Here is a 12,940-nt window from a genome sequence, read left to right on the forward strand (position 1 = left end):
CTTATTGCGTTTATATTAACGGTTTTCCTCGCAAGATTAAAACGTTAAAAAACGTGCTATACGATTACGCTCTCGTTTTTGGAAATTAGCCTGTACAGCAAGTGGAAAGAAAACCCATGCGGTATGGGCTTTTGCGTCTATTTTTAAGCATCTGTATTCAAAAAGTTACAAAAAACAGGCACGCAACATCGGCCTAAAAACAGTTCTAAACTTTTTGTAACAACAATTAACGGTAAACGAAGCGGCGATGACAATAAATTGTGAATATCGCAGAGGAGACATTACCTGTGGGTATTGTTTACGTAAATAAACAAAATGCGGAAAAGTACGAAAAACAACCACTGCTTTTTTTGTCACGGCTTGTGGTATACTCCGCGGCCTTGACTTTCATCGTCGCGCTCGAGCGCTGTTTTATATTGAGGAAAATAAATGAGCTCACCTGATTTCGCCACTGCGGAAAATAACCAAGAACTGGCACAGGAAGTAAACTGTCTGAAAGCGCTGCTGACGCTCATGTTACAGGCAATGGGTCAGGCTGATGCGGGCCGTGTGATCCTGAAGATGGAAAAACAAATCGCGCAGATGGAAGACCAGGCTGAATCAGCCGTATTCGCCAACACCGTTAAGCAGATTAAACAAGCTTACCGTCAGTAAAAAAAACGGCTGGATGCGGTGCATTCAGCCGTTATCTCGTCTGTCACGCAGAACGTGTTGTCTCTTCAGATCAGTCCTGTCGCCGCCGCATAACAGGCAATCTGCGTCTTGTTTGGCGCGTTAAATTTCTTCTGCATATTCTTTTGATGGAAATTAACCGTATTCTCAGATATCGAGAGAATAATCGCTATTTCTGCAGACGTCTTTCCTTCCGCAGTCCACTTCAGAATTTCCCGCTCACGCTTGCTGAATTTCATTTCAGGCGGCATGACCATCTCATGTTCAAAACGCAGCAGAGACGTTAAGGCCATTTGAACCAGCATTTGCAGGCGCAACTCTATTTCTTCGCCGCTTAACTTATCCGCCTGTGCGCTAGTACGTGATACAGACAGGAAACCGAGCGCGTGATTAGGCAGCATCAAACACTGTGTAATTCCCGTACGCAAACCGTGATCCCGCGCGCCATCCCACAGTGCCTGAGCATCAGCGAATAATTCATCCGTCCAGGGTAAATGCCCCTGAATGAAATTCTCTGGTTTCAGCACCGGATCGATGGCGAAAAAATTCTCTGACTTATATTGCGCCATCCATTCCTGCGGATAACTGGTTTGGACCGAAATCCGGGGGCGCGTAAAGGGGACAGGATGACGAACGCAAAGTGAGAAATAATCAAATTCGAGTGCCTGCGTTTGTCGCTGAAGTTCTTGATATACCTCGTCGGCACAGGACATTTCCTGAAACCGGAGGAAGCAATCCCGTCGCCAGTTGAAAAAGTCTGAATCCCTCATACTTACCGAATGAAGCCTCTGATAAAGATAATCATTATTATGGTGAATATAACCTAACACATAAATCTTATTTATTTATACAAAATATCGTCCATCGCACCTCAATCTTTAGATTTAATACGGTTAATCTGAACACGGGTGGAATAAAAGAACTACCAACACGCGTTTAGAGGCGAATAATTTGCCCCAGAAGAAAAATCTGGAGCAAATTACGGCAAAAATGCTACTGCATGAGGAATTTTTCGAGGAACTGGCGGGTGCGAGGCTGTTGCGGGTTCGCAAACAAGCTCTTCGCTGGTCCCTGCTCAACAATGCGGCCCTGATCCATGAAAATAGCCCGGTCCGCCACATCGCGAGCAAAGCTCATTTCGTGAGTCACAATCACCATTGTCCGTTTTTCCTGCGCCAGTTGGCGAATGGTGTTAAGCACCTCCCCTACCAGCTCGGGATCGAGCGCGGAGGTGGGCTCATCAAACAGGATCACATCCGGACGCATCGCCAGCGCGCGCGCAATGGCCACACGCTGCTGCTGTCCACCCGAAAGACGGCGCGGGTAGCTGGTTTCCTTACCTGCCAGCCCAACCTTCGCCAGCAGCTCCCGTGCGCGGGTGGTGGCCTCTTCTTTTGGCTCCCCCTTCACGATGACCGGCCCTTCAATAATATTTTCCAGCACCGTACGGTGCGGAAAAAGATTGAAGTTCTGGAAAACAAAACCGACATGCTGACGTAGACGGCGAATTAAGCCTTTCTGCTGGCTAATAGATTTCCCGGTATCAATTGTGATATCCCCTACGCGGATCGTCCCGCCTTCAGGCTGTTCAAGGAGATTAATACTGCGCAGCAGCGTGGTTTTCCCCGAGCCACTCGGCCCGATGATCGCCACCACTTCGCCCTGCTCCACTTCCAGATCGATACCGTGGAGCACCGTTTGTCCGTGGAATTTTTTCACCAGGTTTTTAACGTCGATTGCACTCATTTCGGATCACGCTCCTGGCGGTTAAGCTGGTTTTCAAAATAGTTCTGCAGGGCGGAAAGCACCGTCGCCATCACCCAGTAAATTAGCGAGGCCGCCAGATACATCGTGAACACTTCCAGCGTCCGCGAGGTGATCAGCTGCGCCTGACGGAACAGCTCCGGCACCTGAATGGTGGCCGCCAGCGACGTATCTTTTACCAGGCTGATAAAGCTGTTGCTCAACGGCGGTAACGCAACGCGCGCGGCCTGGGGCAATATCGCCCGACGCAGGGTTTGCCACGGCGTCATCCCGATACTGGCCGCCGCTTCCCACTGCCCTTTATCAATGGAGGAGATGGCCGCACGCAGGGTTTCGGAGGTGTAGGCAGCGGTATTTAACGACAGACCGATCATCGCCGCCGGGATGGGATCAAGCTCAATACCGAACTGCGGCAAACCGTAGTAGATCATAAAGAGCTGGGCGATAAGGGGCGTGCCGCGGAATACAGAGATGTAAAAACGCGCCAGCCAGCGTACCGGCAAGACGGGCGACATGCGCATTAACGCCAGCACAAACCCAAGCACCAGGCCGAAGAACATCCCTCCGATACTGAGTTGAAGCGTAAACACCGCTCCTTTAAGCAGGAACGGCAGTGAATCAATAACCAGTTGAATACTTTCGTGCATTATTATTTTTCGACCTGATTTTTAGACATGAGGATGATAGGCAAACAGCGCAGGCGCCCCGCCAGTGTGAACAAACAAAATCGGTCCTTCATCCTTAAAGCGCTTCTGTGCAATGCCGTCTATCAGCCCCGCCATCGCCTTACCGGTATAGACCGGATCGAGGAGAATGCCTTCGAGGCGTGCCAGCAATTTCACCGCTTCCATCCCCTCTTCATTTGGCGTGCCGTAGCCCGGCGCAAAATAGTCATCCCAGAGCAGAATGTCAGCCCTGGCTTTCAGCTCGAGTTGTTCTGCCACCGCCTGCTGTAAAGAAACCACTTTCGGCTTCTGATCCGCAACGCTGCGGGAGACCGTCACGCCAATCAGCTCGACATCCGGCAGCAGTTGCTCCAGCCCCACCGCCAGCCCGGCATGGGTACCGGCGCTACCGGAGGCGACAACAACGGATGAGAGATTCACCGCGCCCTCGCATTGCTGAGCAATTTCCAGCGCGCTTTCTACATAGCCCAGTGCGCCCAGCGCGTTCGACCCGCCGACAGGAATAACATACGGACGAAAACCCTGCGCTTCCAGACGCGTGGCCAGTTCGTCGAGCTGCGCGGTCGGATCGGTCAGGGCGTCGACCATCTCGACCTGCACGTTAAACAGATCCAGCAGGAGACGGTTACCGTTAGTGAGATAGTTTTCTGCGTGCGTTCCGATCGGGTTTTCCAGAAGCGCAACGCAGTGCAGGCCAAGTTTTGCCGCCACCGCCGCCGTCTGGCGCACGTGGTTAGACTGAATCGCCCCTGCGGTAATCAGCGTGTCCGCCCCTTCGCGCAGCGCGTCTGCCGCCAAAAACTCCAGCTTACGCAGCTTATTACCGCCCATCGCCATCGGCGTTACGTCATCGCGCTTGATAAAAATGTCGCGCCCTAAATAATCAGAAAATCGGGGTAAATACTCCAACGGCGTGGGCGCGCCGATAAACTCCAGGCGGGGAAAGCGCGTTAAATTCTGCAGTGACATGGTTCCTCCGGTAACGCTAATTCATATGATATTTTTCATTATGCACGCAGACGCGTAAGAAATAAAAAAGGCGCTTTTAAAAGCGCCTTTTTTTATGGGTCAATGACTTATTTGGTGACGTCAGCGCCGAACCATTTCTCAGAAAGCGCTTTCAGGCTACCGTCTTTCTGCATGTCAGCAATCGCGGAATCGATCGCTTTCACCAGGTCTTCGTTACCTTTACGGATGGCAACACCGGCTTCCTGACGAGAGAACGCATCACCCGCAACGGCCAGGGTATTGTTGGTTTTCTTCACCAGATCCAGCGCGGCCAGGCGGTCAACCAGAATGGCGTCGATACGGCCCACGCGCAGATCCTGGTATTTGGTCGGGTCATCATCATAGGTACGGATGTCCACGCCCTGCACGTTCTGGCGCAGCCACTCTTCGTAGTTGGTACCCAGACCGACGCCGACTTTCTTCCCTTTCAGGTCCGCTGCCGTTTTAATCCCGCCTTCGTTACCTTTCTTCACCAGCGCCTGAATACCGGACACGGTGTACGGCGTGGAGAAGTCATACTTCTTCTTACGCTCGTCAGAAATGGTCACCTGGTTGATCACCACATCAATACGTTTTGAATCCAGCGACGCCAGCATACCGTCCCATTTGGTCGGTTTCAGGGAGGCTTTCACGCCAAGGTGTTTCGCCAGTTCTTCCGCAAATTCCACTTCGAAACCGGTCAATTTACCGTCGTCACCCTGGTAGCTGAACGGAGGATAGGTTCCTTCCAGCCCCACCAGCAGCGTGCCACGCTCTTTTACTTTATTCAGCAGGTTTTCCGCGGCGAACGTTTTCACGCTCATGCCCGCAACCAGCGCAACGGCCATAACACCCATCAGCGCCTGACGACCCAGAAGTGCAAATTTCATAAATACCCCGATATAGTGGAATTTTTACGTAGTGTAGAGAAATCGCCTGCAACGTCAAAGGCGACTGCGCTACATCTTATTCTTTTTTAATATATATCAGAAGTTGTTCCGGCGTGGGCTTTCTGCTTCACGACACCCGGCATCTGTACCTTGTATTGTGCATACTTGCGCAGCGCAATCCGGTAGTTGTTGGTGCTGGTCGCAGGCAGCCACGGCTCCAGATTTTCATCCAGATAACCGGTTTTCAGCAGATCGCGAGAAATATTGTTGACGGTCAGATGTTGCCCAAGGCGACGCAGGCGAACTACATATTCGCGAACAGTGCCGTGGCTCATCTCCGTTTGTTCAAACAGGAATTGCTTGAAGCCGATAATATCGAAGAAGTCGCTTTGCTCTTTGCAGTGGAGATCGCCACAGAAACGGCAAAGCGCCACCCACTCTTTTTGCTCTTCGAGCCAGGCGGCCTCATCCATTAACGTGTCGAGGCGGGATATCGCGATTTTGTTCACGATTTCGCCACGACGAACCAGCGTGATACGGTCGAGTAATTTATTACAGTGGGCGCAATGCGTCTGGCTGTGTTTAAAGTCTTTCAGGTAGCGGCTTAAAGGCCGTCTTTTAGATTGCTGCACCGTCATGATAACTCCTGGTTGTCAATACGTTGTGCGGCATTTCCCAGGTGAATCAATCACCTATAACTTACCCAGTTTCGTGCGTAAGCGCTTGATGGCCTGGCTGTGCAGCTGGCTAACCCGAGACTCCCCCACCTCCAGTACCGCGCCAATCTCCTTGAGATTGAGCTCTTCCTGGTAATAGAGGGTCAACACCAGCTGTTCGCGCTCTGGTAAAGCTTCAATCGCTTCCATCACGCGCTGGCGTAAATTCCCTTCCATTAAATGGTGTAACGGGTTTTCTTGCTGATGCTCATCCGTCACCAGCTCGATGCTATCGCCATGCTCTTCGCGCCACTCATCGTAAGAGAAGAGTTGGCTATTATTGGTATCGAGCAACATCTGACGATACTCTTCAACAGCGATCCCAAGACGCTCAGCCACTTCGGTTTCCGTCGCGTTGCGTCCCAGTTCCTGTTCCAGCTGCCCCATCGCATGCGCCACTTCGCGCGCGTTGCGGCGAACACTGCGCGGCACCCAGTCTCGGCTGCGCAGCTCGTCCAGCATCGCCCCACGAATACGCTGAACTGCGTAAGTCGTAAATGCCGTTCCTTGCAGAGCGTCGTATCGGTCAACTGCATTCAATAACCCGATACCGCCCGCCTGTAGCAGATCGTCCAGTTCCACGCTCGCCGGCAAACGCACCTGGAGGCGCAATGCTTCGTGACGCACCAGCGGAACATAACGCTGCCACAGCGAGTGTTTATCCATTACACCATCAGCGGTATAGAGTGAATTCACGATAAACAGCCCTGCGTTAATTGAGTTATCGGCATGATTATCCGATTCTGCAGGGGTTTCAATTGGGTGAATAGTGGGTGAAATGAGGGGTTATTTGGGGGGTTATGCAAATAGCGCTAAATAAAAACCCCGCCGAAGCGGGGTTTACGCATTATCAGGCGATTAGCCCTGCAGCAGAGACAGAACCTGCTGAGGAACCTGGTTAGCTTTGGACAGCACGGAGTTACCGGCCTGCTGGATGATCTGCGCTTTAGACATATTTGACACTTCGGTCGCATAGTCGGCGTCCTGAATACGGGACTGCGCTTCAGACAGGTTGGTAGTGGTGTTGTTCAGGTTGGTTACAGCTGAGCTCAGACGGTTCTGTACCGCACCCAGAGAAGAACGGAATTTGTCTACGGACGCGATAGCTTTGTCCAGCAGAGCCAGTGGATCTGCAGTAGACACGCCTTTGAACTCGCCCGCTGCGTTCAGGGTAACAGTCTGTGCGTTGTTCAGGGTACCGCCCGCGCCGCCATCAGCGATAGCAGCAGCAGTCAGGGAGTAGTTTTTACCCTGAACTTCAGCGTAACCTGCAGCAGCGCCAGCAGCGTCTGCGCCAACTTTAACTGCAACACCAGTCAGAGTACCGGTACCACCGTTAGCATCGGTATAGGTGATGTCAGCGGTGTTCACTTTCACGCTGCCAGTTGCATCGTCAACAGACACAGCGTAGTTGTCAGAACCAGAAGAAACCACGTAGGTCGCAGTAGATGCGCCAGCTGGAGTCTGCACGTTGTGCAGAGTCAGGCTCTTCGCGTCCACGCCCAGAGTAGTAGCAACCGCGCTCAGGTCAACATCTTTCAGAGCACCGCTCGCGCCAACCTGAGTGATAGAATCGCTCAGTTTCAGTGCGTTGTTAGAAACGGAGAAGCCGTTCAGACCCAGAGTAGAAGAGTCGATCTGCTGCAGGTCGATGGAGATAGTCTGGCCGTCGTTTGCACCAACCTGAATCGCCATAGAACCGTTTTTAGCCAGTACGTTCACGCCGTTGAACTGAGTCTGACCAGATACGCGGTCGATTTCAGACAGACGGGATTTGATTTCGTCCTGGATTGACGTCAGGTCAGAATCAGAGTTAGTACCGGTAGTTGCCTGAACGGTCAGTTCACGAACACGCTGCAGGTTGTTGTTGATTTCAGACAGCGCGCCTTCAGTGGTCTGTGCCAGAGAGATACCGTCGTTAGCGTTACGTGCAGCCTGAGTCAGACCTTTGATGTTAGACGTGAAGCGGTTAGCGATAGCCTGGCCCGCAGCATCATCTTTAGCGCTGTTGATACGCAGACCGGAAGACAGACGCTCAATAGAAGAAGACAGAGCAGACTGGTTCTTGTTGATGTTGTTCTGAGTGATCAGCGAGAGGCTGTTGGTATTAATGACTTGTGCCATGATTTCGATTCCTGTTGTTCATCAAATCTGTTTGGTTAGATTTGGGTTTCCACCCTTCGGCTTCATCGCCGTCAAAGGTGTTATCGTCTGGTCCAAAACAACCTTTAGATTTTTTTTCAGGATCTCGATAATTTTTTTAGCCACGGAAATACTCTTCTCTATTACCGTTATTCCCGCCATTAAAAAAAAGAAATTAACCGTAAACTTTCACGCATAAAGGCCGATAACCCCACTATTCGTTCTACGTGTCGATAGATTAAGGAATAAATATGGCAAGTATTTCATCATTGGGGATTGGTTCGGGTCTTAAGTTAGCAGACATTCTGGATAGTCTCACCACGGCCGAAAAAGCGCAGCTGACGCCGATTTCCAAGCAACAGACATCCTATACCGCCAAGCTTAGCGCTTACGGCACGTTAAAGAGTTCGCTGGAAGCGTTTCAGACCGCCAACACCGCGCTGAATAAAGCTGACCTGTTTACGGCCACCAGCACGGCGAGCAGCACCACGGCATTCAGCGCGACCACGACCGGCAGCGCGATTGCGGGTAAATACACCATTAGCGTCTCTCAGCTGGCGCAGGCGCAGACGCTGACCACAAAAAATACCCAGGCGGATACCAAAACCGCCATTGCCACTGCGGACAGCAAAATTACCTTTACCGCGGGCAACGGTAAAGATCCGGTGACGGTTGATATCAGCGCGGCAAACTCCTCGCTGACCGGCATTCGTGATGCCATCAACAAAGCGGATGCGGGCGTGACCGCCAGTATTATTAACGTCGGTAATGGTCAGTATCGTCTGTCTATTACCTCAACCGAAACCGGTGCAGATAACGCGGTCAGCATCAGCGTGAGCGGCGACAGCGCCCTGCAATCCTTTATGGGTTACAACGGCACCAGCACCGACGCCAGCAACGGCATGACGGAAAGCGTCACCGCGCAGAACGCCAAGCTGAAGGTCAACAACGTTGATATCGAAAACAGCAGCAACACCATCAGCGATGCGCTGGAAGATATCACCCTGAACCTGAACGACGTCACCACCGGTAACCAGACGCTGACGATCACCAAAGATACGTCTAAAGCCGAAACGGCGATGAAAGCCTGGGTGGATGCTTACAACACGCTGCAGGACAGCTTTGCAACCTTAACCAAATATACGGCGGTGGATGCAGGCACAGATGCACAGGATTCCAGCAACGGCGCCCTGCTGGGTGACAGCACGCTGCGTACGATCCAGACCCAGCTGAAAACCATGCTGAGCAATACCGTGGGTGGTACCACCTATAAAACACTGTCGTCACTGGGCATTACCACTGACCCAAGCTCAGGAAAACTGGAGCTGGACAGCGATAAAATGAAAAAAGCGCTGACGGACAACCCGACTGCCGTTAAAGATCTGGTTGTGGGTGACGGTAAAACCACCGGCATCACCACCACTATGGCCACCCAACTGACTGACTGGCTCTCCAGCAAAGGGATTATCCAGGCAGCCAAAGATGGCGTCAGCAAAACGCTGAACAAGCTCACCGACCAGTACAACGCCGTGAGCGAGCGTATTGACGCACGCGTGGCACAGTACAAAGCCCAGTTTACCCAGCTGGACGTACTGATGACCTCGCTGAACAACACCAGCAGCTACCTGACGCAGCAGTTTGAAAATACGTCCAGCAGCAAGTAGTAACCGCTAAACGAACCCGAGGGGGATAACATGTACGGCGCAAAAGGCACGCAAGCCTACGCAAAAATAGAGGTTGAAAGCGCGGTGATGAGCGCCAGCCAGCAACAGCTGGTTATCATGCTATTTGATGGAGCCCTCAGCGCGCTGGTTCGCGCGCGTCTGTTCCTGCAAGACGGTAATATTCCGGCAAAGGGGTTGGCACTCTCGAAAGCCATCAACATTATTGAAAACGGGTTGAAGGTTGGCCTGGTGGACAATAACGGTGATGAGCTTACGCAAAACCTGATTGCCCTTTATGCCTATATGGTACGTCGCCTCCTGCACGCCAACGTGAATAACGACGCCAGCGCCATCGAAGAGGTGGAAACATTGCTGCGCAATATCGCTGACGGGTGGAAGGAGGTTGCGGGTACGCCACAACTGATGCAGGACGCCGTCTAATGAGTAATGCACCGCAACTCTATACCCTTTATCAGCAACTCCTTGAGCAGAGCCAGTTGATGTTGCGCCTGGCTCGCCAGGGTTTATGGGATGATCTCATTACTTGTGAAACCGATTATGTCAACGCGGTGCACTCGCTGGCTCGTCTTACGCAGGAAGCGGAACCCTCTGCACAAATGCAGGAGCAACTTCGACCGACTCTGCGCGTGATCCTCGACAATGAAAGCCAGGTGAAAACATTGCTGCAGTCCAGAATGAATGAACTGGCGAAAATGGTGGGGCAATCCTCCATTCAGAAAACCGTTCTTTCCACCTACAGCAACCAGGGCGGTCATGTCCTGGTCCCGCAAAGTAGTAGCGATCTCAATTAGCCATGTAGCTGGCGAACGAACGTTTCCCGCTTCGTTCGCCAGGCATTTCTGCAAAACGTACTCCATACTTGAGTTTCGCGACCTCATGGAGACGGTGCATGCGCAATCCAACCTTACTGCAATGCTTTCACTGGTATTACCCCGCTGGCGGTGAATTGTGGCGAGAAGTCACGGCTTTAGCCCCCAACCTCAACGAAATCGGCATTAACATGGTGTGGCTACCTCCGGCGTACAAAGGCGCATCGGGGGGATATTCGGTGGGCTACGACTCTTACGATCTGTTCGATCTCGGTGAATTCGATCAAAAAGGCGGCGTCGCCACCAAATACGGCGACAAAGCACAGCTGCTGGAGGCCATCGACGCGCTCAAAAGCAACCAGATCGCCGTGCTGCTGGATGTGGTGGTCAACCACAAAATGGGGGCGGACGAGAAAGAGCCGATCCGCGTGCAGCGCGTCAATGAACAAGACCGTACGCAAATCGACGATGAAATCATCGAGTGTGAAGCCTGGACGCGCTACACCTTCCCTGCCCGCGCGGGGAAATATTCGCAGTTTATCTGGGATTACAAATGCTTTAGCGGCATCGACCACATTGAAAACCCCAATGAAGATAATATCTTCAAAATCGTCAACGACTACACCGGCGAAGGCTGGAACGATCAGGTCGACGACGAGATGGGCAATTTCGACTACCTGATGGGCGAGAACATCGATTTTCGCAATCATGCCGTGACCGAGGAGATCAAATACTGGGCGCGCTGGGTGATGGAGCAAACGCAGTGTGACGGTTTTCGTCTGGATGCCGTAAAACATATTCCGGCCTGGTTTTATAAGGAGTGGATTGAGCACGTGCAGGAGGTGGCGCCGCAGCCGCTGTTTGTTGTCGCGGAATACTGGTCGCACGAGGTGGATAAACTGCAGAACTACATTAATCAGGTCGAGGGCAAAACCATGCTGTTCGATGCGCCGCTGCAGATGAAGTTCCACGAGGCGTCGCGTCAGGGGCGCGACTACGACATGAGCCAGATCTTCACCGGCACGCTGGTGGAAGCCGATCCGTTCCATGCGGTCACGCTGGTTGCCAACCACGACACCCAACCCCTGCAGGCGCTGGAAGCCCCGGTGGAAGCCTGGTTTAAACCGCTCGCCTATGCGTTAATTCTGCTGCGCGAAAACGGCGTGCCGAGCGTGTTCTATCCGGACCTCTTCGGTGCCAGCTACGACGATACGGGCGGCGACGGTAACACGTACCATATTGATATGCCCGTGATTGAACAACTGCATGAGCTGATCCTCGCCCGCCAGCGTTTTGCCCACGGCATTCATACGCTGTTTTTTGATCATCCTAACTGTATCGCGTTCAGCCGCAGCGGGACCGACGACGCGCCGGGTTGCGTGGTGGTCCTTTCCAATGGCGATGACGGGGAAAAAGTGATTTGTCTGGGAGAGAATTACGGCAATAAAACCTGGCGTGATTTTCTGGGCAATCGCGAGGAAACCGTGACCACGGCGGCGGATGGTGAAGGGACATTCTTCTGTAACGGGGGAAGCGTCAGCGTGTGGGTCATAGAGGATGCGCTGTAGAAACAATGCCGGGTGGCGCTAACGCTTACCCGGCCTACGGTGCGGCGGTTTTGTAGGCCGGGTAAGGCGAAGCCGCCACCCGGCAAAAAAAAGCTACGGTAGTTTACTCTCCAGCGGATTTTTGCTCAGGTAATTCGCACACTCTACCGTTGGACGATCCACTTTTTGCAGCTCCATACCATCATACTCAAGCGTTGCGCCATCACGCTCCAGCGGATAGATATCCAGCTTGCGGGTCACGTTATAGTAATCATCCGAACGCAGCATAATCTTGCCCGGCACCGCCACCACGCGCTGCCATTGACGGCAATCCAGCGTATCGCCCTCTTCCGTCACCACCAGCGTGGCAATCGCCTCCGGGCTCACCATCTTGCTTTGCGGCCCTTTTGACTGCCAGTACCCTGCCAGATGCGACGGCACAGGATGCTTGATGACTTCCTGATAATTATCAACCTGAACACAGCCGGTTAACGCCAGAAGCGCACCCACAATTGCTATTTTTTTCATCATCTTTCCTGCGTGGGAAGAAAAAAATATTGTGGCATTAAAGCCGTATGGGTGCCAGCGTAAGATCGGCAGGTTTTACACCTGCATCGACATCACGTCCTGATAGGCCGATACCAGCTTATTACGCACCTGGAGGCCCATCTGCAGAGACACCGACGCTTTTTGCAGATCGGCCATCACATCATTAAGCGCCACGCCCGGCTCACCGAGCGTAAATTTTTCCGCCTGCGTCCGGGCGGCGTTCTGCTTGTCGCTGATACGGTCAAGCGCGGCGTGCAGTTGCCCCGCAAAGCTGATGGTTGAAGGTTCGTCCATCACGTTCTGATTACGTGCCGTCATTGCCGTTGCCTGCAGCTGACTGATTACCCCTTCAATGCCCTGTATAGCCATGACTTTCCCCTGGATGGATTTTTACGCGGTCAAGACTAACAGCTTGTCAATCAGATAATGGCGGTAAATAGCGTTAAAAAACCAGGTTATTTGACGCATAGAAAATCACGAATCATCAAATAAT

Annotated in this window: 16 protein-coding genes; 6 read left to right on the forward strand and 10 right to left on the reverse strand. The window is 52.5% G+C overall.

Going from position 1 to position 12,940, the window contains the following annotated elements; genetic code table 11:
* The first annotated feature begins 362 nt into the window (after positions 1–362).
* Both ACTJJA_RS09515 and ACTJJA_RS09520 read left to right on the forward strand, forming a co-directional pair.
* Complete coding sequence (locus ACTJJA_RS09515) at positions 363–443, forward strand: hypothetical protein (RefSeq protein WP_419716714.1); 81 nt, start codon at positions 363–365, stop codon at positions 441–443.
* Positions 430–654 (forward strand): DUF2594 family protein, encoded by a 225-nt coding sequence (locus ACTJJA_RS09520; RefSeq protein WP_010432421.1) that lies wholly within the window; start codon positions 430–432, stop codon positions 652–654. The genes ACTJJA_RS09515 and ACTJJA_RS09520 overlap by 14 nt, the downstream gene beginning before the upstream one ends.
* Before the next feature lie 65 nt (positions 655–719).
* Here ACTJJA_RS09520 and sdiA read toward each other — a convergent pair whose 3' ends face one another.
* From sdiA to ACTJJA_RS09560, 8 genes are all read right to left on the reverse strand, one after another.
* Positions 720–1,442, reverse strand: coding sequence for a transcriptional regulator SdiA (gene sdiA / locus ACTJJA_RS09525; RefSeq protein ID WP_010432419.1), 723 nt, complete (start codon positions 1,440–1,442; stop codon positions 720–722).
* Between the two features lie 223 nt (positions 1,443–1,665).
* Positions 1,666–2,418: an L-cystine ABC transporter ATP-binding protein TcyN gene (gene tcyN / locus ACTJJA_RS09530; RefSeq protein WP_010432417.1), complete on the reverse strand. Its 753-nt coding sequence runs from the start codon at positions 2,416–2,418 to the stop codon at positions 1,666–1,668.
* Positions 2,415–3,083 carry a cystine ABC transporter permease gene (gene tcyL, locus ACTJJA_RS09535; RefSeq protein WP_010432414.1) on the reverse strand — a complete coding sequence of 223 codons (669 nt, stop codon included), beginning with the start codon at positions 3,081–3,083 and terminating at the stop codon, positions 2,415–2,417. The genes tcyN and tcyL overlap by 4 nt, the downstream gene beginning before the upstream one ends.
* A gap of 21 nt (positions 3,084–3,104) precedes the next feature.
* Positions 3,105–4,091 carry a D-cysteine desulfhydrase gene (dcyD, locus tag ACTJJA_RS09540; protein ID WP_440667601.1) on the reverse strand — a complete coding sequence of 329 codons (987 nt, stop codon included), beginning with the start codon at positions 4,089–4,091 and terminating at the stop codon, positions 3,105–3,107.
* A 107-nt stretch (positions 4,092–4,198) separates the two neighbouring features.
* Entirely contained in the window at positions 4,199–4,999 is an 801-nt protein-coding gene (tcyJ, locus tag ACTJJA_RS09545) for a cystine ABC transporter substrate-binding protein (RefSeq protein WP_100165996.1), read from the reverse strand.
* Positions 5,000–5,085: 86 nt separating this feature from the next.
* Positions 5,086–5,637 carry a flagella biosynthesis regulatory protein FliZ gene (fliZ, locus tag ACTJJA_RS09550; RefSeq protein WP_010432406.1) on the reverse strand — a complete coding sequence of 184 codons (552 nt, stop codon included), beginning with the start codon at positions 5,635–5,637 and terminating at the stop codon, positions 5,086–5,088.
* Positions 5,638–5,691: 54 nt separating this feature from the next.
* A complete protein-coding gene (locus ACTJJA_RS09555; RefSeq protein WP_042714098.1) occupies positions 5,692–6,411 on the reverse strand; it encodes an RNA polymerase sigma factor FliA in 720 nt (239 codons plus the stop codon).
* A 162-nt stretch (positions 6,412–6,573) separates the two neighbouring features.
* On the reverse strand, positions 6,574–7,839 hold the full coding sequence (locus tag ACTJJA_RS09560) for a FliC/FljB family flagellin (protein WP_010432402.1): 1,266 nt from the start codon (positions 7,837–7,839) through the stop codon (positions 6,574–6,576).
* Positions 7,840–8,108: 269 nt separating this feature from the next.
* On the opposite strand from ACTJJA_RS09560, the gene fliD reads away from it, so the two are divergent.
* The 4 genes from fliD (at position 8,109) to amyA (ending at position 11,919) form a co-directional block, all read left to right on the forward strand.
* Positions 8,109–9,521 (forward strand): flagellar filament capping protein FliD, encoded by a 1,413-nt coding sequence (gene fliD, locus ACTJJA_RS09565; protein ID WP_010432396.1) that lies wholly within the window; start codon positions 8,109–8,111, stop codon positions 9,519–9,521.
* Between the two features lie 30 nt (positions 9,522–9,551).
* Entirely contained in the window at positions 9,552–9,962 is a 411-nt protein-coding gene (gene fliS, locus ACTJJA_RS09570) for a flagellar export chaperone FliS (protein WP_010432394.1), read from the forward strand.
* Positions 9,962–10,333 carry a flagella biosynthesis regulatory protein FliT gene (gene fliT, locus ACTJJA_RS09575; protein WP_010432391.1) on the forward strand — a complete coding sequence of 124 codons (372 nt, stop codon included), beginning with the start codon at positions 9,962–9,964 and terminating at the stop codon, positions 10,331–10,333. The genes fliS and fliT overlap by 1 nt, the downstream gene beginning before the upstream one ends.
* A gap of 98 nt (positions 10,334–10,431) precedes the next feature.
* Positions 10,432–11,919, forward strand: coding sequence for an alpha-amylase (amyA, locus tag ACTJJA_RS09580; RefSeq protein WP_440667605.1), 1,488 nt, complete (start codon positions 10,432–10,434; stop codon positions 11,917–11,919).
* A 93-nt stretch (positions 11,920–12,012) separates the two neighbouring features.
* Here the strand turns inward: amyA and yedD are convergent, their stop codons facing one another.
* Entirely contained in the window at positions 12,013–12,426 is a 414-nt protein-coding gene (yedD, locus tag ACTJJA_RS09585; RefSeq protein ID WP_010432387.1) for a lipoprotein YedD, read from the reverse strand.
* 75 nt (positions 12,427–12,501) lie between these two features.
* On the reverse strand, positions 12,502–12,816 hold the full coding sequence (gene fliE, locus ACTJJA_RS09590) for a flagellar hook-basal body complex protein FliE (RefSeq protein WP_010432385.1): 315 nt from the start codon (positions 12,814–12,816) through the stop codon (positions 12,502–12,504).
* Between the last annotated feature and the right edge of the window lie 124 nt (positions 12,817–12,940).

Source organism: Enterobacter sp. 22452, assembly GCF_052045065.1.
Taxonomy (GTDB): Bacteria; Pseudomonadota; Gammaproteobacteria; order Enterobacterales; family Enterobacteriaceae; genus Enterobacter; species Enterobacter mori.